Source organism: Escherichia sp. MOD1-EC4550, assembly GCF_963876935.1.
GTDB lineage: Bacteria > Pseudomonadota > Gammaproteobacteria > Enterobacterales > Enterobacteriaceae > Escherichia > Escherichia coli_F.
This window is the reverse complement of record NZ_CAWNSE010000012.1, coordinates 785,820-809,257: the sequence shown is the minus strand read 5'-3', so window position 1 is coordinate 809,257 and position 23,438 is coordinate 785,820. Positions and strand designations below refer to the sequence as shown.

General features: G+C 51.1%; 18 protein-coding genes. 13 read left to right on the top strand and 5 right to left on the bottom strand.

What is annotated here, in order from left to right:
- Positions 1 to 62: 62 nt before the first annotated feature.
- Complete coding sequence (gene rdgC / locus AACU19_RS11070) at positions 63 to 974, bottom strand: recombination-associated protein RdgC (protein ID WP_001298537.1); 912 nt, start codon at positions 972 to 974, stop codon at positions 63 to 65.
- A gap of 124 nt (positions 975 to 1,098) precedes the next feature.
- Between rdgC and mak the strand changes: the two genes are divergently transcribed.
- Positions 1,099 to 2,007, top strand: coding sequence for a fructokinase (mak, locus tag AACU19_RS11065; RefSeq protein ID WP_039020991.1), 909 nt, complete (start codon positions 1,099 to 1,101; stop codon positions 2,005 to 2,007).
- Between the two features lie 74 nt (positions 2,008 to 2,081).
- Here the strand turns inward: mak and araJ are convergent, their stop codons facing one another.
- From araJ to sbcD, 3 genes are all read right to left on the bottom strand, one after another.
- Positions 2,082 to 3,266, bottom strand: coding sequence for an MFS transporter AraJ (gene araJ, locus AACU19_RS11060; RefSeq protein WP_039021006.1), 1,185 nt, complete (start codon positions 3,264 to 3,266; stop codon positions 2,082 to 2,084).
- 125 nt (positions 3,267 to 3,391) lie between these two features.
- The gene (gene sbcC, locus AACU19_RS11055) at positions 3,392 to 6,535 is read right to left on the bottom strand and encodes an exonuclease subunit SbcC (RefSeq protein WP_105278238.1); all 3,144 of its coding nucleotides are present in this window, start codon (positions 6,533 to 6,535) and stop codon (positions 3,392 to 3,394) included.
- The gene (gene sbcD / locus AACU19_RS11050) at positions 6,532 to 7,734 is read right to left on the bottom strand and encodes an exonuclease subunit SbcD (RefSeq protein ID WP_001221329.1); all 1,203 of its coding nucleotides are present in this window, start codon (positions 7,732 to 7,734) and stop codon (positions 6,532 to 6,534) included. Before sbcD ends, sbcC begins: the two co-directional genes overlap by 4 nt.
- Before the next feature lie 189 nt (positions 7,735 to 7,923).
- On the opposite strand from sbcD, the gene phoB reads away from it, so the two are divergent.
- The 6 genes from phoB (at position 7,924) to AACU19_RS11020 (ending at position 16,744) form a co-directional block, all read left to right on the top strand.
- Positions 7,924 to 8,613 carry a phosphate response regulator transcription factor PhoB gene (gene phoB, locus AACU19_RS11045; RefSeq protein WP_000113933.1) on the top strand — a complete coding sequence of 230 codons (690 nt, stop codon included), beginning with the start codon at positions 7,924 to 7,926 and terminating at the stop codon, positions 8,611 to 8,613.
- Between the two features lie 57 nt (positions 8,614 to 8,670).
- Positions 8,671 to 9,966 carry a phosphate regulon sensor histidine kinase PhoR gene (gene phoR / locus AACU19_RS11040; protein ID WP_032183454.1) on the top strand — a complete coding sequence of 432 codons (1,296 nt, stop codon included), beginning with the start codon at positions 8,671 to 8,673 and terminating at the stop codon, positions 9,964 to 9,966.
- Between the two features lie 406 nt (positions 9,967 to 10,372).
- The gene (gene brnQ / locus AACU19_RS11035) at positions 10,373 to 11,692 is read left to right on the top strand and encodes a branched-chain amino acid transporter carrier protein BrnQ (RefSeq protein WP_000149639.1); all 1,320 of its coding nucleotides are present in this window, start codon (positions 10,373 to 10,375) and stop codon (positions 11,690 to 11,692) included.
- 75 nt (positions 11,693 to 11,767) lie between these two features.
- Positions 11,768 to 13,141 carry a proline-specific permease ProY gene (gene proY, locus AACU19_RS11030; RefSeq protein ID WP_105278237.1) on the top strand — a complete coding sequence of 458 codons (1,374 nt, stop codon included), beginning with the start codon at positions 11,768 to 11,770 and terminating at the stop codon, positions 13,139 to 13,141.
- A 154-nt stretch (positions 13,142 to 13,295) separates the two neighbouring features.
- The gene (gene malZ / locus AACU19_RS11025) at positions 13,296 to 15,113 is read left to right on the top strand and encodes a maltodextrin glucosidase (protein ID WP_123057625.1); all 1,818 of its coding nucleotides are present in this window, start codon (positions 13,296 to 13,298) and stop codon (positions 15,111 to 15,113) included.
- 185 nt (positions 15,114 to 15,298) lie between these two features.
- A complete protein-coding gene (locus AACU19_RS11020) occupies positions 15,299 to 16,744 on the top strand; it encodes a hypothetical protein (protein WP_105278235.1) in 1,446 nt (481 codons plus the stop codon).
- A gap of 20 nt (positions 16,745 to 16,764) precedes the next feature.
- Here AACU19_RS11020 and acpH read toward each other — a convergent pair whose 3' ends face one another.
- Positions 16,765 to 17,346 carry an ACP phosphodiesterase gene (acpH, locus tag AACU19_RS11015; RefSeq protein WP_039020986.1) on the bottom strand — a complete coding sequence of 194 codons (582 nt, stop codon included), beginning with the start codon at positions 17,344 to 17,346 and terminating at the stop codon, positions 16,765 to 16,767.
- 92 nt (positions 17,347 to 17,438) lie between these two features.
- On the opposite strand from acpH, the gene queA reads away from it, so the two are divergent.
- The 6 genes from queA (at position 17,439) to yajD (ending at position 23,378) form a co-directional block, all read left to right on the top strand.
- Positions 17,439 to 18,509: a tRNA preQ1(34) S-adenosylmethionine ribosyltransferase-isomerase QueA gene (gene queA, locus AACU19_RS11010; RefSeq protein ID WP_001266492.1), complete on the top strand. Its 1,071-nt coding sequence runs from the start codon at positions 17,439 to 17,441 to the stop codon at positions 18,507 to 18,509.
- 54 nt (positions 18,510 to 18,563) lie between these two features.
- A complete protein-coding gene (tgt, locus tag AACU19_RS11005; protein WP_000667319.1) occupies positions 18,564 to 19,691 on the top strand; it encodes a tRNA guanosine(34) transglycosylase Tgt in 1,128 nt (375 codons plus the stop codon).
- A 22-nt stretch (positions 19,692 to 19,713) separates the two neighbouring features.
- Positions 19,714 to 20,046 (top strand): preprotein translocase subunit YajC, encoded by a 333-nt coding sequence (gene yajC, locus AACU19_RS11000; RefSeq protein ID WP_000007629.1) that lies wholly within the window; start codon positions 19,714 to 19,716, stop codon positions 20,044 to 20,046.
- A gap of 27 nt (positions 20,047 to 20,073) precedes the next feature.
- Complete coding sequence (secD, locus tag AACU19_RS10995) at positions 20,074 to 21,921, top strand: protein translocase subunit SecD (protein ID WP_064735139.1); 1,848 nt, start codon at positions 20,074 to 20,076, stop codon at positions 21,919 to 21,921.
- 10 nt (positions 21,922 to 21,931) lie between these two features.
- A complete protein-coding gene (secF, locus tag AACU19_RS10990; RefSeq protein WP_000046638.1) occupies positions 21,932 to 22,903 on the top strand; it encodes a protein translocase subunit SecF in 972 nt (323 codons plus the stop codon).
- A gap of 127 nt (positions 22,904 to 23,030) precedes the next feature.
- Complete coding sequence (gene yajD, locus AACU19_RS10985) at positions 23,031 to 23,378, top strand: HNH nuclease YajD (protein ID WP_000974813.1); 348 nt, start codon at positions 23,031 to 23,033, stop codon at positions 23,376 to 23,378.
- The last annotated feature ends 60 nt before the right edge of the window (positions 23,379 to 23,438 follow it).

Here is a 23,438-nt window from a genome sequence, read left to right as displayed (position 1 = left end):
GGATTCGTACGCCGGATAAGACGCCGCAGGCGTCGCATCCGGCATTAAAGGCAAATCAGCAATTAACGTTGTGCTTCGCCACCTAATCCTTCGATCAGGTTTTGGATTAATGCTGCCAGTTCACCGGTCATCAGGATGAAATCGGCATCAAAACGTTGGGCAAAATCTTCACGGTCGATATCTTCGTTTTGATCGCGCAGCTCGTCGCAGAACTTCAGACGCTTGAGTGAACCATCGTCGCACATCACAAACTGAATGCGCTGCTGCCAGTCGAGCGCCAGTTTAGTCACCACTTTTCCTGCTTCAATGTGGTTGGTGATTTCTTCGCTGGTCAAATCTTGTTTCTTCGCGCGGATCACGCCGCCATCTTCCAGCAACGATTTCAGTTCGGCTTCATCAAGCAGCTGGAAGCCTTGTGCTGCACTACCAGAGCGTACCCATTCGGTCAGCGTCAGTTCAATCGGGTTTTCCATGCTCAATGGTACAACCGGTAACGACCCCAGGCTTTTACGCAGTAATGCCAGCGTATCTTCTGCTTTTTTGGCACTGGCGCAGTCCACCATAATCAAACCGTTTACCGTGTCGATCCACATCATAGTTTGGCTGAAACGGCTGAAAGCGCGCGGCAGAAGAGAGTGCAGCACTTCATCTTTCAGCGAATCTTTTTCGGTTTTCTTCAGCTTGCGCGCCTGTTCCGCTTCCAGCTTGGCGATTTTTGCTTCCAGCGCCTGTTTAATCACCGGAGACGGGAGGATTTTTTCTTCTTTGCGCGCGCAGATAACAATTTGACCATTGGCAACGTGCGTTAACGCATCGCTGTGCGATCCCATCGGAGGAACCCAGCCCATCTTCGCCATGTCCTGGCTGCCGCATGGGGTAAATGCCATCGAGGCTAGCTGTTTTTCCATCTCTTCTGCACGCAGCGAAATCTCGCGGCTAAGACGGTAAACCATTAAATTTTTGAACCACAGCATGATAATTTCCACGGCCTTGTCGTTAAATTTAGCGGGCATGATAACGAATTGTCGGCGGCCTTGCATTGCCAATCCGGTTGTCCGTCTCTACGCTATTGATATTGAAAAAAATAAGGAGAGTACCGTGCGTATAGGTATCGATTTAGGCGGCACTAAAACTGAAGTGATTGCACTGGGCGATGCAGGGGAGCAGTTGTATCGTCATCGTCTGCCCACACCGCGTGATGATTACCATCAGACCATCGAAACGATCGCCACGTTGGTTGATATGGCGGAGCAGGCGACAGGGCAGCGCGGAACGGTAGGCATGGGCATTCCAGGCTCGATTTCGCCTTACACTGGCGTGGTGAAAAATGCCAATTCAACCTGGCTTAACGGTCAGCCATTTGATAAAGATTTAAGCGCGCGGTTGCAACGGGAAGTGCGGTTGGCAAATGACGCCAACTGTCTGGCGGTCTCGGAAGCGGTAGATGGCGCAGCAGCGGGAGCGCAGACGGTATTTGCCGTGATTATCGGCACGGGATGCGGCGCGGGCGTAGCGTTCAATGGTCGAGCGCATATCGGCGGCAATGGCACGGCAGGCGAGTGGGGACACAATCCGCTACCGTGGATGGACGAAGATGAACTGCGTTATCGCGAGGAAGTCCCTTGTTATTGCGGCAAACAAGGCTGCATTGAAACCTTTATTTCGGGTACGGGATTTGCGACGGATTATCATCGTTTGAGCGGACATGCGCTGAAAGGTAGTGAAATTATCCGCCTTGTTGAAGAAAGCGATCCGGTAGCGGAGTTGGCATTGCGTCGTTACGAGCTGCGGCTGGCAAAATCGCTGGCACACGTAGTGAATATTCTCGATCCGGATGTGATTGTGTTGGGGGGCGGGATGAGCAATGTAGATCGTTTATATCAAACGGTTCCGCAGTTGATTAAACAATTTGTCTTCGGCGGCGAATGTGAAACGCCGGTGCGTAAGGCGAAACATGGTGATTCCAGCGGCGTACGCGGCGCTGCATGGTTATGGCCACATGAGTAAAAAAACCAGGCAATTGGTGCATCATGCCTGATGCGACGCTCGCGCCGCATCCGACAACAAGCAGTGATTGCAACCTATCCCACTGGTTTCGCCAGCACCGGACTATCCGCCGCTTGCTGGCGCTTATAGCGACCATACAGCAGCAACGACGACATCGCAGCAAACGAAAGCAGGGCGGCAGGCAGCGCCACGTAATTATAAGTCAGCCCCAGCGTCAGCATCATACCTCCGCAATATGCGCCGACGGCGCTACCGAGGTTAAACGCTATTTGCCCACCTGCGGCACCTAATAATTCTCCACCTTTGGCATTTTGCAGTAACAATATTTGCAGCGGTGCTGAGAGGGCAAATAATCCCGCGCAACAAATAAAAGCAAAAATAAGCGACGTTGTTTTCATGCCGCCGAAGAAAAAGAGCATCAGCAATGCCAGCACAATAATGAAATCAGTCACTGCCGCAATGCGTAGTGGTGAATAACGTCCTGAAATCCGGCCACTTAGCACATTCCCCAACACCATCCCCAGCCCAACTAACATCATAATAAAGGTCATCGCCGTTTCCGAAAAACCGGAAATAAACATCATGTATGGCTTTACGTAGCTGAACCAGGCAAATACACCCGCGTTGCCAAACATCGTGGCAGCGAAAATTAACCACGGGGCCGGGCTGCGCAAAAAGTGAAATTGTTCGCGCAGCTTTCCTTTCGCCTCGTCGCGAATATCCGGCACCCAAAAATAGACCGATGCCATCACCGCGATATTAAACACAGAGATCAATAAAAAGGTGTAACGCCAGCTAAACTCCTGACTTAAATACGTCCCCAGCGGAATGCCCAGCAAATTGGCAACTGTCATCCCCGAAACCATCCCCGCCACGGCGGCGGTGACTTTGCCGGGTTTAATAATTTTCGATAACACAATCGCCCCGACGCCAAAAAATGCACCATGCGGAAAGCCGGAAACCAGCCGACCAATGGCGAGCATCAGGTAAGACGAAGAGAGCGTGAACATGGCGTTGCCAATGACGCACAACGCCACCAGAAACAACAAGATATGTTTGAGTGAGTAGCGGCTGGAAAAGAGGGCGATGATTGGCGCACCGACCACCACCCCCAGCGCATAATACGAGATCATATGCCCGGCAGCAGGAATCGAAATTCCTACGTTATGCGCCAGCTCCGTGAGCACGCCCATAATGCCAAATTCGGCCATCCCCAAACCAAACGTGCCCAGAGCTAAAGATAAAATGACTTTTTTCATACCACCATCACAACCACCAGAACGGCTACCAATCACCGTAGCCAATAAAGTGATAGCTTGCAGGATAACGGCCAGCGAGGCCAAGAGATAATTCGCCCCTCTGTATTCATTATCCTGCTGAATAGTTATTTCACTGCAAACGCACTTTCCAGTTTGCTGTATCCCAGTCCGTTGATCTTTTTCACTTTGATCTGCACCGGAATACGCTCTTTCATCGCTTCAACGTGGCTAATCACACCGATAGTTTTACCACTGGCATTCAGAGCATCCAGGGCATCAAGGGCGGTATCCAGCGTTTCGCTATCCAGCGTGCCAAAACCTTCATCAAGGAACAGCGAGTCAATACGCGTTTTATGGCTGACCAGATCCGAAAGCGCCAGCGCCAGCGCCAGACTGACGAGGAAACTCTCGCCACCGGAAAGGGTACGGGTATCGCGTACCGCATCTGCCTGCCAGGTATCGACAACCTCGACTTCCAGCGCCTCGCTGGCTTTGCGCTGTAACAGATAGCGCCCATGCAGGCGAGTCAGTTGCTGATTAGCGAGATGGACTAAATTATCCAGCGTCAGCCCTTGGGCGAACTTACGGAATTTATCGCCCTCTTTGGAACCTATTAGCGAATTCAGATATCCCCAGTCCTCAACCTGCTGCGTCATTTGAGCAATTTGCTGCATTAAGGTTTGTTGTTGCTGACGGTTTTCCGCATCCTGTTTCAGCTGCTGGCGAATCTCGCCCTGACTGGTGGTGTTTTCACGCAACTTTTGGTGAGTTTGCGCTAACTCTTGCTGAATCTGCACCACCGTCACACTGAGATCCAGGCCGTCAGGTCGGTGTTGCTGATGCTGTGCCAGCGTTTCAGCTGTCTGAGTGACCAGCGTTTGCGCCTGACGGCGCTGGTTTTCCAGATTCTGCTTGAGCTGTTCCAGCTGGGTTAGTGTTTGTTCATCCATTAGCGCCGCAAGGAACGCCTGTTGATCGTCAAAGACACTGGCCTGTAGCGCGGTGTCAAACTGCGCCTGGGCTTTTTGCAGACTTTGCGCCGCCAGAACATCCTGTTGCTGTAACGTCTGCTGCTGGCTGTGTAATGCGAGACATTGTTCATGAACCTGCCGCCAGTTTTCCAGCGCCACAGTTTCTTCGCTGTGCGGGAGTTCATCACTTTGCTGCAACGTTTCCAGAATCGGCGTCAGCTGCTGCATACGGTTTTGCAGCGCGGTTAATTCGTTCTGGCGTTGCTGCCAGCTCTGTGCTTCTTGCTGACGCGTCGCCAACCAGCTCTCTTCTTCATCTTCCTGTGGCAATGTCAGTGCATAACCCGCCAATGCCGTTAAGAGTTGCTGCTGGCGTTGTTCAATTTGCTGTTGATACTGGATAATTTGCTGATTATGCGCGGCAATCTGCCCTTGTAATTCATGCCGTTGGCTGAGTATCCGCAGCTGGCGCTCGTGCTCATCTTGTGCATCCAGCCACGGTTGAATATCGTCCTGTGGCTGCAAGGTGATATTGAGGCTGGCCGTGACGGCTTGCCATTGTTGAGTAAGTGCTTGCTCATCTTGTCGGAGGCTTTGCGCTTCGTTTTCATCACGCTGAAGCTGCTTCGTTAAGGCGTCCAGTTGCCCACGTAGCGCCGCACCTTCTTCACCGAGCTTTTTCACTTCGTTTTCCAGCGTTAATAGCCGGGCCTGATTAACGCCCGGTTCCAGCGCCTGATACGCCTCGACCGCCGGGTGGTTGGTGGAACCACAAAGTGGGCAAGGCTGACCCGCCTGTAACTGCGCACGTTGAACTTCCAGCGTTTTGATACGAGCTTCCTGCTCGCAAATGGTTTTTACATCGGCAAGTTGTTGCGTTTTTTCTTTATAACGCTGGCGCATTTCGTTAAGTGCGGCGTTACGTTGCGTCTGTTCCTGCGTGACATTCTGGATAGCAACCTGTAATTGCGCCAGGCGTTTTTGTTGGGGAACAATCTGCCCATGCAGCGCGACCAGGCGCTGACGCAGCGTGCGTTGCTCAGCATGTTGCGCCAGGGCGCTAGCAACTTCATCGGCGCTTAACGTCAATGAGATCGCCGGAAGTGAATTAAGTTTTTGCTCTGCATGGGTTAACTGTTGCTGCCACTGCCGCAGATGCTCGCGTTCGCTGGTTTGTTGAGAGAATTGCGCACGCCAACCCGCCAGTTCGTTGTTCCACTGACGGAAGCGGTCGTGTTCCTGTAACCAGGCATTCAGGCTTTGTTGCTGCTGCTGTAATTCTGCAGACTGCTTCGCCGCGTAGTGGCGAATGCTCGCACGAAGCGCCATTGTGCGCTGTAAGCGAGTATTTACTTCTTCAATCTGCTGGCGAGTATGCGCCAGTGCCGCAGTGTGTTCTGCGATGCGTTCCCAGTGCGGACGAAGATTTCGCGCCGGTTGTGCCAGACTGAGCGCCGCCAGTTGAGGTTGCGCTTTTTCTTCTTCGGCTAACGCCTGTTGCAATGCCTGCTGACGGCGGCTGGCTTCTTGCTGCAATTCGTCCAGACGCGTTAACCAGTTTAACGATTGTTGTTCTTGCTGCTGCGCGGCGAGTAACTGTTTCTCTTCGTCAGTGAGTACCTGCAAACTTTCTGTCAGCGATTGCAGCTGTTCTGGCGCTAATAACGCGACGCCGCTGGCCTGCGCTTGCAGTTTCTCCAGCTCAGTACGGGCCGATTTATGCTGTTCAAAAACCATCGCCGAGATTTGCCCGTAGATCTCGGTGCCGGTTAACTCCTCGAGCAATTCCGCGCGTTCTTTTGGTTTGGCATTCAGGAAGGCAGCAAATTGCCCCTGCGAAAGCAGCATCGAACGGGTGAAACGCCCATAATCCAGTCCGGTTAACGTCGCCGTCAGTTCCAGCTTATCTTTCACTTTGTCAGCGAGAATTTTGCCATCGGTACAGCGCGCCAGCTCTACGCGCGGCACCTGCAAATTACCGTCTGGCTGGTTACGCGCCCGATTCTGGCTCCAGAATGCACGGTACGCTTCACCTTTGACTTCAAACTCCACTTCCGCCAGACATTCGGCGGTATCGCGGGTCATTAGATCATTTTGCGATTGTGAAACGATAGAAAGGCGCGGAGTTTCGTGATACAGCGCCAGACAAATGGCATCCAGCAGGGTGGTTTTCCCCGCGCCGGTTGGGCCGGTAATCGCAAACAGCCCATTGCTGGCGAACGGTTCGCGGGTGAAATCAATCTTCCATTCGCCTTTTAACGAGTTCAGGTTTTTCAGGCGCAGGCTGAGAATTTTCATGCTTCGTGTTCTCCGGCGAGGGTCTGCAACGTCGTGGTGAAAAGATGTTGCAGACGTTGCTGCTGTGATTCATCCAGTTCTTCCAGTGCGAGACGACGATTAAACACCTCTTCGACGCTGAGTTCGCTGAGGGTTTCACGCTGTTGGCTGGCTAACACACGCTCGCGCTGTTCACGGCTGCGGCGTACCAGCAATACTTCGACAGGCAGTGATTCAGTTAATGCCTGGATTTTGCGCTGAATATCATGCAGATACTCATCAGTAGTGATTTCGATATCCAGCCAGACAGGTGGTTCCTGTGATACATCGCGCCACTGTTCCAGCTGTTCGGTAATCGACGCCAGATCGCCTTTCAGTACCGCCATCGGTTGCGTTATCGGCACGCTCAGGTTTTCCACGCTCTCTAATTTGCCGTTTGAAAATGTCACCAGATGGACATATTTACTTTTTCCGCATTCATCAAAACTCAGTGGAATGGGGGAACCGCAATAGCGAACATGTTCCATGCCGCCAATAATCTGTGCGCGGTGAATATGCCCGAGCGCGATGTAGTCGGCTGGCGGAAAGTTTTGTGCCGGGAAGGCGTCCAGCGTGCCAATATAAATGTCACGCACGGCGTCACTTTTGCTGGCACCAACGGTCGTTAAATGCCCCGTGGCGATGATGGGCAGAGGCTGATCGCCGCGCAGTTTGCAGGCATCGGCATAATGTTGTTGGTAATAATCGGTAATAGCCGCCAGCAAATGTTGTTGTTTTTCAATACCGTTAAGCCCCGCCTGGCTGGTAATAATGTCACGCGGGCGTAAAAAAGGAATGGGGCACAGCACTGCGCCTGGCGTCCCGTCGCGACGAGGCAAGATTTGCGGCGCATGTCCGGCGCTGGCGACCACGGTAGTATTGAGGAACGCCATGATATCGCGCGATTCATTCAGCGTGGCGACCGAGTCATGGTTTCCTGCCAGTACCACCAGATGACAGCCCGTTTGCTGTAAATTGACAACAAAACGGTTGTATAACGTGCGGGCGTAACTGGGCGGTGATCCGGTATCGAAAACATCACCGGCAACAATAATCGCATCCACCTGATGGGTTTGCGCTGTTTCCAGCAGCCAGTCAAGAAAGGCCTGGTGTTCAGCTTCGCGGCTTTTACTGTAGAAGTTCTGGCCGAGATGCCAGTCTGAGGTGTGAAGGATGCGCATAACGATTCCCTGGCGAAAAAGCATGGGCGCGATTATACCCAAACAGATGTGCCATTTGCTTTTTTCTGCGCCACGGAAATCAACTACCTGAAGATATGTGCGACGTGCTTTTCATAAATCTGTCATAAATCTGACGCATAATGACGTCGCATTAATGATCGCAACCTATTTATTACAACAGGGCAAATCATGGCGAGACGTATTCTGGTCGTAGAAGATGAAGCTCCAATTCGCGAAATGGTCTGCTTCGTGCTCGAACAAAATGGCTTTCAGCCGGTCGAAGCGGAAGATTATGACAGTGCTGTGAATCAACTGAATGAACCCTGGCCGGATTTAATTCTCCTTGACTGGATGTTACCTGGCGGCTCCGGTATCCAGTTCATCAAACACCTCAAGCGCGAATCGATGACCCGAGATATTCCAGTGGTGATGCTGACCGCCAGAGGGGAAGAAGAAGATCGCGTGCGCGGCCTTGAAACCGGTGCGGATGACTATATCACCAAGCCGTTTTCGCCGAAGGAACTGGTGGCGCGAATCAAAGCGGTAATGCGCCGTATTTCGCCAATGGCGGTGGAAGAGGTGATCGAGATGCAGGGGCTCAGTCTCGACCCGACATCTCACCGGGTGATGGCGGGCGAAGAACCGCTGGAGATGGGGCCGACAGAATTTAAACTGCTGCACTTTTTTATGACGCATCCCGAGCGCGTGTACAGCCGCGAGCAGCTGTTAAACCACGTCTGGGGAACCAACGTATATGTGGAAGACCGCACGGTCGATGTTCACATTCGTCGCCTGCGTAAGGCACTGGAGCCCGGCGGACATGACCGCATGGTGCAGACCGTACGCGGTACAGGATATCGTTTTTCAACCCGCTTTTAACGCCTTGCTCATCGGACGCAGAGCAGGGCTTATGATTTCTTAACTGGAGTATCTTACGTGCTGGAACGGCTGTCGTGGAAAAGGCTGGTGCTGGAGCTGCTACTTTGCTGCCTCCCGGCTTTCATCCTGGGTGCATTTTTTGGTTACCTGCCTTGGTTTTTGCTGGCATCGGTAACAGGACTGCTTATCTGGCATTTTTGGAATTTATTGCGCCTTTCATGGTGGCTGTGGGTGGATCGCAGTATGACCCCGCCTCCGGGGCGTGGTAGCTGGGAACCGCTGCTATACGGCTTACACCAGATGCAGCTGCGTAATAAAAAACGTCGCCGCGAACTGGGCAATCTGATTAAACGCTTTCGTAGCGGCGCGGAGTCGCTGCCTGATGCGGTGGTGCTGACCACGGAAGAGGGCGGTATTTTCTGGTGTAATGGTCTGGCGCAACAAATTCTTGGTTTGCGCTGGCCGGAAGATAACGGGCAGAACATCCTTAATCTGCTTCGTTATCCGGAGTTTACGCAATATCTGAAAACGCGTGATTTTTCTCGCCCGCTCAATCTGGTGCTAAATACCGGGCGGCATCTGGAAATTCGCGTCATGCCTTATACCCACAAACAGTTGCTGATGGTGGCGCGTGATGTCACGCAAATGCATCAACTGGAAGGGGCGCGGCGTAACTTTTTTGCCAACGTGAGCCATGAGTTGCGTACGCCATTGACAGTGTTACAGGGTTACCTGGAGATGATGGATGAGCAACCACTGCAAGGTGCGGTACGTGAAAAAGCGTTGCACACCATGCGCGAGCAGACCCAGCGGATGGAAGGGCTGGTGAAGCAGTTACTGACGCTGTCAAAAATAGAAGCCGCGCCAACGCAGTTGCTTAATGAAAAGGTTGATGTGCCGATGATGCTGCGGGTCGTTGAGCGTGAGGCCCAGACTCTGAGCCAGCAGAAACAGACATTTACCTTTGAAATAGATAACGACCTCAAGGTGTCTGGCAACGAAGACCAACTTCGCAGCGCGATTTCTAACCTGGTTTATAACGCCGTGAATCATACGCCGGAAGGTACGCATATCACCGTACGCTGGCAGCGAGTGCCGCACGGTGCCGAATTTAGCGTTGAAGATAATGGACCGGGCATCGCACCAGAGCATATTCCGCGCCTGACCGAGCGTTTTTATCGCGTTGATAAAGCACGTTCCCGACAAACTGGCGGTAGCGGATTAGGGTTAGCGATCGTGAAACATGCGGTGAATCATCACGAAAGTCGCCTGCATATTGAGAGTACGGTGGGAAAAGGTACGCGTTTCAGTTTTGTTATCCCGGAACGTTTAATTGCCAAAAACAGCGAATAATCCGCCTTTGTCATCTTTTATTGCCATAAGCCAGCTGATGCTGGCTTATTTTCTTTGCAGTCAAAATACGGGCGTTAGATTTTACAACGGTTGGTGATTTTTTGTTCGCATGATTAGCCATGTCTTTTTCACGGAAATAGTGTTTTATACTGGTTGGTGATTTCTTATCGCTATATACCTCTGGTTTTTAGATCCCTTCTTGCTTTAAAACGTTATAAGCGTTTAAATTGCGCTTCAGGTGCTGTCATACTGACTGCATTCACGCGGTAAATCGAAAAACTATTCTTCGCCGCGCCTGGTTGGGAGTATTTCCCGCTAAAATTGTTTAAATATACCGCTGTATCATCCCCAGGGATTGGCACAAAAATTTAACGTTACAACACCACATCCACAGGCAGTATGATTTATGACCCATCAATTAAGATCGCGCGATATCATCGCTCTGGGCTTTATGACATTTGCGTTGTTCGTCGGCGCAGGTAACATCATTTTCCCTCCAATGGTCGGCTTGCAGGCAGGCGAACACGTCTGGACTGCGGCATTCGGCTTCCTCATTACTGCCGTTGGCCTGCCGGTATTAACGGTGGTGGCGCTGGCGAAAGTTGGCGGTGGTGTTGACAGCCTCAGCACGCCAATTGGTAAAGTCGCTGGCGTACTGCTGGCAACGGTTTGCTACCTGGCTGTAGGGCCGTTGTTCGCCACGCCGCGTACAGCCACCGTCTCCTTTGAAGTGGGCATTGCGCCCCTGACGGGTGACTCCGCGCTGCCGCTGTTTATCTACAGCCTGGTCTATTTCGCTATCGTTATTCTGGTTTCGCTCTATCCGGGCAAACTGCTGGATACCGTCGGTAACTTCCTGGCACCGCTGAAAATTATCGCGCTGGTCATCCTGTCTGTTGCGGCAATTGTCTGGCCTGCGGGCTCTATCAGCACGGCGACTGAGGCTTATCAAAACGCCGCGTTTTCTAACGGCTTCGTTAATGGCTATCTGACCATGGATACGCTGGGCGCGATGGTGTTTGGTATCGTTATTGTTAATGCGGCGCGTTCTCGCGGCGTTACCGAAGCGCGTCTGCTGACCCGTTATACCGTCTGGGCTGGCCTGATGGCGGGTGTCGGTCTGACTCTGCTGTACCTGGCGCTGTTCCGTCTGGGTTCAGACAGCGCGTCGCTGGTCGATCAGTCTGCAAACGGTGCGGCTATTCTGCATGCCTACGTTCAGCACACCTTTGGCGGCGGTGGTAGCTTCCTGCTGGCGGCGTTAATCTTTATCGCCTGCCTGGTCACGGCGGTTGGCCTGACCTGTGCTTGTGCAGAATTCTTTGCTCAGTACGTACCGCTCTCCTATCGTACGCTGGTGTTTATCCTCGGCGGCTTCTCGATGGTGGTGTCTAACCTCGGCTTGAGCCAGCTGATTCAGATCTCCGTACCGGTGCTGACCGCTATTTATCCGCCGTGTATCGCACTGGTTGTATTAAGTTTTACACGCTCATGGTGGCATAATTCGTCCCGCGTGATTGCTCCGCCGATGTTTATCAGCCTGCTTTTTGGTATTCTCGACGGGATCAAAGCATCTGCATTCAGCGATATCTTACCGTCCTGGGCGCAGCGCTTACCGCTGGCCGAACAAGGTCTTGCGTGGTTAATGCCAACAGTGGTGATGGTGGTTCTGGCCATTATTTGGGATCGCGCGGCAGGTCGTCAGGTGACCTCCAGCGCTCACTAAATCACTGAATATTTGTTTTAACCACGGGGCTGCGATGCCCCGTGGTTTTTTATTGTGTTGATGGGTTAGGAATTGATGGAAAGTAAGAACAAGCTAAAGCGTGGGCTAAGTACCCGACACATACGCTTTATGGCACTGGGTTCAGCAATTGGCACCGGGTTGTTTTACGGTTCGGCAGACGCCATCAAAATGGCCGGTCCGAGCGTGTTGTTGGCCTATATTATCGGTGGTATCGCGGCGTATATCATTATGCGTGCGCTGGGGGAAATGTCGGTACATAACCCGGCAGCCAGCTCTTTCTCGCGCTATGCGCAGGAAAACCTCGGTCCACTGGCAGGTTATATCACTGGCTGGACCTACTGCTTTGAAATCCTTATTGTCGCCATCGCCGATGTGACCGCTTTCGGTATCTATATGGGCGTCTGGTTCCCGACGGTGCCACACTGGATTTGGGTACTGAGCGTAGTGCTGATTATCTGCGCCGTAAACCTGATGAGCGTGAAGGTATTTGGTGAGCTTGAGTTCTGGTTCTCGTTCTTTAAAGTCGCCACCATCATCATCATGATTGTCGCCGGTTTCGGCATCATTATCTGGGGGATTGGCAACGGCGGGCAACCGACCGGTATCCATAATCTTTGGAGCAACGGCGGCTTCTTCAGTAACGGCTGGCTTGGCATGGTGATGTCGCTGCAAATGGTAATGTTTGCTTACGGTGGGATCGAAATTATCGGGATTACCGCCGGGGAAGCGAAAGATCCGGAAAAATCGATTCCGCGTGCGATTAACTCCGTGCCGATGCGTATTCTGGTGTTCTACGTCGGTACGCTGTTCGTCATTATGTCTATCTATCCGTGGAATCAGGTTGGCACTGCCGGTAGCCCGTTCGTGCTGACGTTCCAGCATATGGGCATTACCTTTGCCGCCAGCATTCTTAACTTTGTTGTGCTGACCGCTTCGCTGTCAGCAATTAACAGTGACGTATTTGGCGTAGGTCGTATGCTTCACGGCATGGCAGAGCAGGGTAGCGCGCCGAAAATTTTCAGCAAAACCTCGCGTCGCGGTATTCCGTGGGTCACGGTGCTGGTGATGACTACCGCGCTATTGTTTGCGGTATATCTGAACTACATCATGCCGGAAAATGTCTTCCTGGTGATCGCTTCGCTGGCAACCTTCGCCACGGTGTGGGTATGGATTATGATCCTGCTGTCGCAAATTGCTTTCCGTCGCCGTTTGCCGCCAGAAGAAGTGAAGTCACTGAAATTTAAAGTACCAGGTGGGGTAGCAACGACCATCGGCGGTTTGATTTTCCTGCTCTTTATTATCGGATTGATTGGTTATCATCCGGACACACGTATCTCGCTGTACGTTGGTTTCGCGTGGATTGTTCTGCTGTTGATTGGCTGGATGTTTAAACGCCGCCACGATCGTCAGCTGGCTGAAAATCACTAATCACTGCGTTCTGTAAGCCGGATCAAGGCAAGCCCTGATCCGGCTATTCCGAAAGTTATCCGCCCCCGTCCTCCTCCCCCAAATATCCTTCAGATGATGAGTGATCCTGCATTAGGCTATGGCAAGGTGATCAGATTTTCATCACAGGGGAATTATGATGTTAAATGCATGGCACCTGCCGGTGCCCCCATTTGTTAAACAAAGCAAAGATCAACTACTCATTACACTGTGGCTGACAGGCGAAGACCCACCGCAGCGGATTATGCTACGTACAGAAAACGATAACGAAGAAACGTCAGTAGCGATGCATAAGCAGCGCAGTCAGCCGCAGCCTGGCGTTACCGCATGGCGGGCGGCGATCGATCTCTCCAGCGGGCAACCTCGGCGGCGTTATAGTTTCAAATTACTGTGGCACGATCGCCAGCGTTGGTTTACACCGCAGGGCTTCAGCCGAATGCCGCCAGCACGACTGGAGCAGTTTGCCGTCGATGTCCCGGATATCGGCCCACAATGGGCTGCGGATCAGATTTTTTATCAGATCTTCCCTGATCGTTTCGCCCGTAGTCTTCCTCGTGAAGCTGAACAGGATCATGTTTATTACCATCACGCAGCCGGACAAGAGATCATATTGCGTGACTGGGATGAACCGGTCACGGCGCAGGCGGGCGGATCAACGTTCTATGGCGGCGATCTGGACGGTATCAGCGAAAAACTGCCGTATCTGAAAAAACTTGGCGTGACGGCGCTGTATCTTAATCCGGTGTTTAAAGCTCCCAGCGTACATAAATACGATACCGAGGATTATCGCCATGTCGATCCGCAGTTTGGCGGCGATGGGGCGTTGCTGCGTTTACGAAACAATACACAGCAGATGGGAATGCGGCTGGTGCTGGACGGCGTGTTTAACCACAGTGGCGATTCCCATGCCTGGTTTGACCGACATAATCGTGGAACAGGTGGCGCTTGTCACAACCCCGAATCGCCCTGGCGTGACTGGTACTCATTTAGCGATGATGGCACGGCGCTCGACTGGCTGGGCTATGCCAGCCTGCCGAAGCTGGATTATCAGTCGGAAAGTCTGGTGAATGAAATTTATCGCGGGGAAGACAGCATTGTCCGCCATTGGCTGAAAGCACCATGGAATATGGACGGCTGGCGGCTGGATGTGGTGCATATGCTGGGAGAAGCGGGTGGGGCGCGCAATAATTTGCAGCACGTTGCTGGGATCACCGAAGCGGCGAAAGAAACTCAGCCGGAAGCGTATATTGTCGGAGAGCATTTTGGCGATGCACGGCAATGGTTACAGGCCGATGTGGAAGATGCCGCCATGAACTATCGCGGCTTCACATTCCCGTTGTGGGGATTTCTTGCCAACACCGATATCTCTTATGATCCGCAGCAAATTGACGCCCAAACCTGTATGGCCAGGATGGATAATTACCGCGCAGGGCTTTCTCATCAACAGCAATTACGTATGTTTAATCAGCTAGATAGCCACGATACTGCGCGATTTAAAACGCTGCTCGGTCGGGATATTGCGCGCCTGCCGCTGGCGGTGGTCTGGTTGTTCACCTGGCCTGGTGTACCGTGCATTTATTACGGTGATGAAGTGGGACTGGATGGTAAAAACGATCCGTTTTGCCGTAAACCGTTCCCCTGGCAGGTGGAAAAGCAGGATACGGCGTTATTCGCGCTGTACCAGCGAATGATTGCGCTGCGTAAGAAAAGTCAGGCGCTGCGTCGTGGCGGCTGTCAGGTGCTATATGCGGAAGATAACGTGGTGGTATTTGTCCGCGTGCTGAATCAGCAGCGTGTGCTGGTGGCTATCAACCGTGGCGAAGCCTGTGAAGTGGTGCTACCCGCGTCGCCGTTACTCAATGTCGCGCAATGGCAACGCAAAGAAGGCCATGGGCAACTGACAGACGGGATTCTGGCTTTGCCTGCCATTTCGGCTACGGTATGGATGAACTAAAGCATCTGTTTTATTTGTTACGTCGTTAGTCATCAGCCCTGACACTACGCAGCGAAAAAGCTGCACAATGTCAGGGCTGAGTTTGTTAAATATTTGTCCCGATCGATATGAGCGATTTTTGGTATTCTTTGCCCATGAGGTTATGTACAACCTGCTCCAGGATAACCCTGTAGTGGAGCAAAGATATGACAATTTCAAATTCGAATTTATTGAAACCGTTTATTACTGGTACTGAGTGGCCACCTTTTAAAGAGGATGTCTTTTCTAAAACAGAAGAACAATTTAAAAAAAGCCCCCATGGCAAATTGCTTTTCATTTCCGGAAATGAAAACTTAGTAAACATTTCAGCGGAAAAAATCGATGAAATAAAAAATAGCAAAAGTTTCTTTTCAAACGTTGTAAATATAATAATTTTACTAATTAAGCATCCTGATAAAATTCTGGCCATTCTTCATGGTTGCCCTGCAGAGTCCATCGAAGTCATTAAGAATGCGAAACGAACGGGGCAATGGTCATATGAGATGACTGATAAGTACGGGCAGAGTATTGAAGTTTCCTATATTTTCACTGATACCATAGATGATAAATCTGATGGAAAATTATGCTTAAAAATCTGTAACTCCTGCAACCAAAATGATTCTAGTACACATCAATATAAAATAGATCATCAACAGTTGAAAAATCACATAAGGCAACTTGAGGAGTGGGCCCTTCTTGAAAAGTTTTATGATAACAACGCTTATTATTCTAAACGTACAAAACAATTAGAGAAGAAAATTGCCGATGCGGGGTTTATAACAGGGAAGGTTAATGTCGATAACTTTAATGTAAAAGAGTTTAAAGACGATATAGCCTCGATGCTTTGTGAACAGCCCCCCATGCGTACACACCAGATTTCTTCATCCGGATACTTATCTGCCGATAAAGTGCCCGATCTCTATAAGACAAATTTGAAAGACGCGCAGAGAGATCTGAAAACAACACCGGTTGACATCGATGGTGTTAGTCTAAAATCAAAAACTCGGGAAAAAATTGCGGAAGTAATTGAGAAAAAAACTGAGAAAGAAAATGCGAAACAAAATGCGAAGACCATTGAGGAGAAGAATATCGAAAAAAACAAGAAAGAAACAAATCCTGAGGATAATTTTGTCTTAAAATTCTCACAGGAAGAAATCAATGAGATGCTCCTGGATTACAGCGATGAAGAACAAAACAAATTAAGACCTTTTTTCACTAGTGATCACATGTATTGTTTATTTGATGCTTTTAGTCAGGGTTTGCATAATGTTGCTCGTGATGGCAGTCCACGGTATGCAGGTTTACTACATCAAATAGCATCCAACTCTGAGATATTACAAGATTTTGATCAACAATTGTTCTGGCGCACGTTTACAGGAGGGGTCTTCCATCGACGTATCTCTGTGAACAGCGAGCCAGAAAAGACAGATGTATGGCGATTCAGTGCACAATTTGATTTTCCACATATAAATGAAAACGGAGATTTGTCCAGAACGGTACTCATGTTCGAGGGGGTTGCTGAAAGCAACTTTAAAGATATCGCCAATCATTCCAGCGAATGTTTTTCTTACAGCTGTTATGCCGCCCCGCTGGATGCGAATGCTAAAAAATAGTGACGCTGGAGCTTGAAGTTTCAGAGCGCCTTGCGTGACGCCTGCGCCATCATCCGCGGATAAAACTGCCAGAAGCGGGTTTCCAGGGCGTCGTAATGGGTGTCTAAATCGTACCAGGAGTCACGCAGGGCATCCAGACGTGGGCGACGGCTTGCCATGCCGTTTAACACGTTCTGGATGAAATCCATATCGCGATAGCGCACCAGCCATTGCTCAGACCATAAGTAATTGTTCAGATTGATAAAGCGTGGCGGTGAGTCTGGAAGAATAGTCATCACTTGCTCCCGGGCATAACAGGTAAATTCCTGTAGCGGAAAGTCCGGTGATAGCTGCGACCAGTGGCGTGAAAGAAAGTGATCCCACATGACATCCAGCGTAATAGGCGCAACGCGGCGAGTTTCACTACGAAACCATTCCCGTGCTTCGCGGACTTCCGGCAGATTGTCAGTCAATACGTCGATACGTCGATGCATATGAATGCCAGCCACGACGTCGGGCGGAAAACTTTCTTCAGGATTTCCGCGTACGAAATCAGCCAGTAAATTACCGGAAAGCGAACTTTCCGCGAGATGGGCTAGATGCAGGTGAGCTAAAAAATTCATCGATTATATTCTATCCAAAGGGGGGTAAAGGTTGCAGGGAGAGCGCCCCGGCACTAGACTACCCGCCTCTTATTTTAGTCTGAGTCAGTGTCATGCGCGTTACCGATTTCTCCTTTGAATTGCCCGAATCCCTGATTGCCCACTATCCAATGCCTGAACGCAGTAGCTGTCGTTTACTGTCGCTGGACGGGCCGACGGGCGCGCTGACGCACGGTACTTTCACCGATTTACTCGATAAGCTCAACCCCGGCGATCTTCTGGTTTTTAATAATACCCGCGTGATCCCGGCGCGCCTGTTTGGGCGTAAAGCCAGCGGCGGCAAGATTGAAGTGCTGGTTGAGCGTATGCTCGACGACAAACGCATTCTTGCGCATATTCGCGCTTCGAAAGCGCCAAAACCGGGCGCAGAGCTGCTGTTGGGCGATGACGAAAGTATCAACGCAACAATGACCGCTCGCCACGGCGCACTGTTTGAAGTCGAATTTAATGATGATCGTTCTGTACTGGATATCCTCAACAGCATCGGCCACATGCCACTGCCGCCGTACATCGACCGTCCGGACGAAGATGCAGACCGCGAACTTTATCAAACAGTTTATAGTGAAAAACCGGGCGCGGTAGCGGCCCCGACTGCCGGGCTGCATTTTGACGAACCTTTGCTGGAAAAATTGCGCGCCAAAGGCGTGGAGATGGCGTTCGTAACTCTGCACGTTGGTGCGGGTACTTTCCAGCCGGTGCGCGTCGACACCATTGAAGATCACATCATGCACTCAGAATACGCTGAAGTGCCGCAGGATGTGGTAGACGCGGTACTGGCAGCAAAAGCGCGCGGCAATCGGGTGATTGCGGTTGGCACCACCTCGGTACGTTCGCTGGAAAGCGCGGCCCAGGCGGCGAAAAACGATCTCATTGAACCGTTCTTTGACGATACCCAAATCTTTATCTATCCGGGCTTCCAGTACAAAGTGGTCGATGCGCTGGTGACGAACTTCCACCTTCCTGAATCGACGCTGATTATGCTGGTTTCGGCATTTGCCGGCTATCAACACACTATGAACGCCTATAAAGCGGCGGTAGAAGAGAAATATCGCTTTTTTAGTTACGGTGATGCGATGTTTATCACGTACAATCCGCAGGCAATTAATGAGCGCGTCGGGGAGTAATTCCGCGGCGCTGGTTTAAACGTTGGACTGTTTTTCTGACGTAGTGGAGAAAAAATGAAATTTGAACTGGACACCACCGACGGTCGCGCACGCCGTGGCCGCCTGGTCTTTGATCGTGGCGTAGTGGAAACGCCTTGCTTTATGCCTGTTGGCACCTACGGCACCGTAAAAGGGATGACGCCGGAAGAAGTTGAAGCCACTGGCGCACAAATTATTCTCGGTAACACCTTCCACCTGTGGCTGCGCCCGGGCCAGGAAATCATGAAACTGCATGGCGATCTGCACGATTTTATGCAGTGGAAAGGCCCGATTCTTACCGACTCCGGCGGCTTCCAGGTTTTCAGTCTTGGCGATATTCGTAAAATCACCGAACAGGGCGTTCACTTCCGTAACCCCATCAACGGCGATCCGATTTTCCTCGACCCGGAAAAGTCGATGGAGATTCAGTACGATCTTGGTTCAGATATCGTCATGATCTTTGATGAGTGTACGCCGTATCCTGCTGACTGGGATTACGCAAAACGCTCGATGGAGATGTCTCTGCGTTGGGCGAAGCGTAGCCGTGAGCGTTTTGACAGTCTCGGTAACAAAAATGCGCTGTTTGGTATCATTCAGGGCAGCGTTTACGAAGATTTACGTGATATTTCTGTTAAAGGTCTGGTAGATATCGGTTTTGATGGCTACGCTGTCGGCGGTCTGGCTGTGGGTGAGCCGAAAGCAGATATGCACCGCATTCTGGAGCATGTGTGTCCGCAAATTCCGGCAGACAAACCGCGTTACCTGATGGGCGTTGGTAAACCGGAAGATCTGGTTGAAGGCGTACGTCGCGGTATCGATATGTTTGACTGCGTAATGCCAACCCGCAACGCCCGAAATGGTCATCTGTTCGTGACCGATGGCGTGGTGAAAATCCGCAATGCGAAGTATAAGAGCGATACTGGCCCACTCGATCCTGAGTGTGATTGCTACACCTGTCGCAATTATTCACGCGCTTACTTGCATCATCTCGACCGTTGCAACGAAATATTAGGCGCGCGACTCAATACCATTCATAACCTTCGTTACTACCAGCGTTTGATGGCGGGTTTACGCAAGGCTATTGAAGAGGGTAAATTAGAGAGCTTCGTAACTGATTTTTACCAGCGTCAGGGGCGAGAAGTACCACCTTTGAACGTTGATTAATATTAATAATGAGGGAAATTTAATGAGCTTTTTTATTTCTGATGCGGTAGCGGCAACGGGTGCACCGGCGCAAGGTAGCCCGATGTCTTTGATTTTGATGCTGGTGGTATTCGGTCTGATTTTCTATTTCATGATCCTGCGTCCACAGCAGAAGCGCACCAAAGAACACAAAAAGCTGATGGACTCCATTGCCAAAGGTGATGAAGTTCTGACGAACGGTGGCCTGGTTGGTCGCGTAACCAAAGTAGCGGAAAACGGCTACATTGCTATCGCGCTGAATGACACCACTGAAGTAGTTATTAAACGTGACTTCGTAGCTGCCGTCCTGCCGAAAGGCACCATGAAGGCGCTGTAATTAAAATTTTTCCCTAAGGGAATTGCCGTGTTAAACCGTTATCCTTTGTGGAAGTACGTCATGCTGATCGTGGTGATTGTCATCGGTCTGCTGTATGCGCTTCCCAACCTGTTTGGTGAGGATCCGGCTGTTCAGATCACTGGCGCGCGCGGAGTCGCCGCCAGTGAGCAAACGCTGATCCAGGTCCAGAAAACGTTACAAGAAGAAAAAATAACTGCTAAGTCTGTGGCACTGGAAGAGGGCGCTATTCTTGCGCGCTTCGACTCCACTGACACCCAACTGCGCGCTCGTGAAGCATTAATGGGCGTTATGGGTGACAAATACGTCGTGGCGCTTAACCTTGCCCCGGCAACGCCGCGCTGGCTGGCAGCTATTCACGCTGAGCCGATGAAGCTCGGCCTTGACCTGCGTGGCGGCGTTCACTTCCTGATGGAAGTGGATATGGACACCGCGCTTGGCAAACTCCAGGAACAAAACATCGATAGCCTGCGCAGCGACCTGCGCGAAAAGGGCATCCCGTATACCACCGTTCGTAAAGAAAACAACTACGGCCTGAGCATCACTTTCCGCGATGCTAAAGCTCGTGATGAAGCCATTGCGTATCTGAGCAAGCGTCATCCGGACCTGGTGATTAGTAGCCAGGGCAGCAACCAGCTGCGTGCGGTAATGAGCGATGCTCGCCTGAGTGAAGCGCGTGAATATGCGGTGCAGCAGAACATTAATATCCTGCGTAACCGTGTAAACCAACTTGGCGTGGCGGAGCCGGTGGTTCAGCGTCAGGGTGCTGACCGTATCGTTGTTGAACTGCCAGGTATTCAGGACACCGCGCGTGCGAAAGAGATTCTGGGTGCGACGGCAACGCTGGAATTCCGTCTGGTAAACACCAACGTTGATCAGGCCGCAGCGGCATCCGGCCGCGTACCGGGCGATTCTGAAGTGAAACAGACCCGCGAAGGTCAGCCGGTTGTGCTGTATAAACGCGTAATTCTGACCGGTGACCATATCACCGACTCCACTTCCAGCCAGGACGAGTACAACCAGCCGCAGGTTAACATCTCGCTCGATAGCGCTGGTGGCAACATTATGTCTAACTTCACCAAGGACAACATCGGCAAACCGATGGCGACCCTGTTTGTGGAGTACAAAGACAGCGGCAAGAAAGATGCTAACGGTCGTGCGGTTCTGGTGAAACAGGAAGAGGTGATTAACATCGCTAACATCCAGTCTCGTCTGGGTAACAGCTTCCGTATCACCGGTATTAACAACCCGAACGAAGCCCGTCAGCTTTCACTTTTGCTGCGTGCTGGTGCGTTGATCGCACCGATTCAGATTGTTGAAGAACGTACCATTGGCCCGACCCTGGGTATGCAGAATATTGAACAGGGGCTGGAGGCATGTCTCGCCGGTCTGCTGGTTTCTATTCTGTTCATGATCCTCTTCTATAAGAAGTTTGGTCTGATTGCGACCAGTGCTCTGATTGCGAACTTGATCTTGATTGTCGGCATTATGTCGCTGTTGCCAGGTGCAACGCTGAGTATGCCGGGTATCGCGGGTATTGTCTTAACCCTTGCGGTGGCGGTCGATGCGAACGTACTGATCAACGAACGTATTAAAGAAGAGTTGAGCAACGGGCGTACTGTTCAGCAGGCAATCGATGAAGGTTATCGTGGCGCATTCAGTTCCATTTTCGATGCGAACATCACCACGCTGATTAAAGTCATCATCCTGTACGCAGTGGGTACCGGGGCAATTAAAGGGTTCGCGATTACTACCGGTATCGGTGTGGCGACGTCGATGTTTACCGCGATTGTCGGTACGCGTGCCATCGTAAACCTGCTATATGGCGGCAAGCGCGTCAAGAAGCTGTCAATCTGAGGAGTGCGATGTGGCACAGGAATATACTGTTGAACAACTAAACCACGGCCGTAAAGTCTATGACTTTATGCGCTGGGACTACTGGGCTTTCGGCATCTCTGGTCTGCTGTTAATCGCCGCTATCGTTATTATGGGCGTGCGTGGCTTTAACTGGGGATTGGATTTCACCGGTGGTACGGTTATTGAAATTACGCTCGAAAAACCGGCTGAAATTGACGTAATGCGTGATGCATTGCAAAAAGCCGGTTTTGAAGAGCCAATGCTGCAAAACTTTGGTAGCAGCCACGACATCATGGTCCGCATGCCGCCTGCTGAAGGCGAAACCGGCGGTCAGGTGCTGGGCAGCCAGGTTCTGAAGGTGATTAACGAATCCACCAATCAGAATGCGGCAGTGAAGCGTATTGAATTCGTCGGTCCGAGCGTGGGGGCAGACCTTGCGCAAACCGGTGCGATGGCGTTGATGGCGGCGCTGCTGTCTATCCTCGTGTACGTAGGTTTCCGCTTTGAGTGGCGACTGGCGGCAGGGGTTGTTATTGCGCTGGCGCACGACGTTATCATTACGCTGGGTATTTTGTCGTTATTCCATATCGAGATTGACCTGACTATTGTGGCATCACTGATGTCGGTCATCGGTTACTCGCTTAACGACAGTATCGTGGTCTCGGACCGTATTCGTGAAAACTTCCGCAAGATCCGTCGCGGTACGCCTTACGAAATCTTTAACGTGTCCTTGACCCAGACGCTGCACCGTACCTTGATCACATCCGGTACTACCTTGATGGTTATCCTGATGCTGTACCTCTTCGGTGGTCCGGTACTGGAAGGCTTCTCGCTGACCATGCTGATTGGTGTGACTATCGGTACTGCATCTTCTATCTACGTAGCATCGGCGCTGGCCCTGAAACTGGGTATGAAGCGCGAACACATGCTGCAGCAGAAAGTGGAAAAAGAAGGGGCGGATCAGCCGTCAATTCTGCCTTAATCAAGTTTCAGCTGATGTTGAAAATCCCGGTCAGAAGATCGGGATTTTTTTGATGTAAGGTGATTGCGAAAACCCTCGCATCTTGGGAAACTGCGCCTAACCCTACATTTCATCCAGGTAACTTCTCATGGCTATCATCCCAAAAAATTATGCGCGGTTAGAAAGCGGCTATCGCGAAAAAGCATTAAAAATCTATCCGTGGGTGTGTGGACGCTGCTCCCGCGAGTTTGTCTACTCCAATCTGCGTGAACTTACCGTTCACCATATCGATCACGACCATACTAATAACCCGGAAGATGGCAGTAACTGGGAATTGTTGTGTCTCTATTGCCACGATCATGAGCATTCGAAATATACCGAAGCGGATCAGTATGGTACGACCGTTATCGCAGGGGAAGATGCGCAGAAAGATGTCGGTGAAGCGAAGTACAACCCATTCGCTGATTTAAAAGCGATGATGAATAAGAAGAAGTGATAAAAAAATGACGGATACAAAATCCGTTATTTGAGCTTTATGACAAACGCAAAATTGCCT

Excerpts from the sequence above, each read along its gene's own strand:
- rdgC (WP_001298537.1), bottom strand. The coding sequence starts at position 974 with ATGCTGTGGTTCAAAAATTTAATGGTTTACCGTCTTAGCCGCGAGATT.
- araJ (WP_039021006.1), bottom strand. The coding sequence starts at position 3,266 with ATGAAAAAAGTCATTTTATCTTTAGCTCTGGGCACGTTTGGTTTGGGG.
- sbcC (WP_105278238.1), bottom strand. The coding sequence starts at position 6,535 with ATGAAAATTCTCAGCCTGCGCCTGAAAAACCTGAACTCGTTAAAAGGC.
- sbcD (WP_001221329.1), bottom strand. The coding sequence starts at position 7,734 with ATGCGCATCCTTCACACCTCAGACTGGCATCTCGGCCAGAACTTCTAC.
- phoB (WP_000113933.1), top strand. The coding sequence starts at position 7,924 with ATGGCGAGACGTATTCTGGTCGTAGAAGATGAAGCTCCAATTCGCGAA.
- brnQ (WP_000149639.1), top strand. The coding sequence starts at position 10,373 with ATGACCCATCAATTAAGATCGCGCGATATCATCGCTCTGGGCTTTATG.
- proY (WP_105278237.1), top strand. The coding sequence starts at position 11,768 with ATGGAAAGTAAGAACAAGCTAAAGCGTGGGCTAAGTACCCGACACATA.
- malZ (WP_123057625.1), top strand. The coding sequence starts at position 13,296 with ATGATGTTAAATGCATGGCACCTGCCGGTGCCCCCATTTGTTAAACAA.
- AACU19_RS11020 (WP_105278235.1), top strand. The coding sequence starts at position 15,299 with ATGACAATTTCAAATTCGAATTTATTGAAACCGTTTATTACTGGTACT.
- acpH (WP_039020986.1), bottom strand. The coding sequence starts at position 17,346 with ATGAATTTTTTAGCTCACCTGCATCTAGCCCATCTCGCGGAAAGTTCG.
- queA (WP_001266492.1), top strand. The coding sequence starts at position 17,439 with ATGCGCGTTACCGATTTCTCCTTTGAATTGCCCGAATCCCTGATTGCC.
- tgt (WP_000667319.1), top strand. The coding sequence starts at position 18,564 with ATGAAATTTGAACTGGACACCACCGACGGTCGCGCACGCCGTGGCCGC.
- yajC (WP_000007629.1), top strand. The coding sequence starts at position 19,714 with ATGAGCTTTTTTATTTCTGATGCGGTAGCGGCAACGGGTGCACCGGCG.
- yajD (WP_000974813.1), top strand. The coding sequence starts at position 23,031 with ATGGCTATCATCCCAAAAAATTATGCGCGGTTAGAAAGCGGCTATCGC.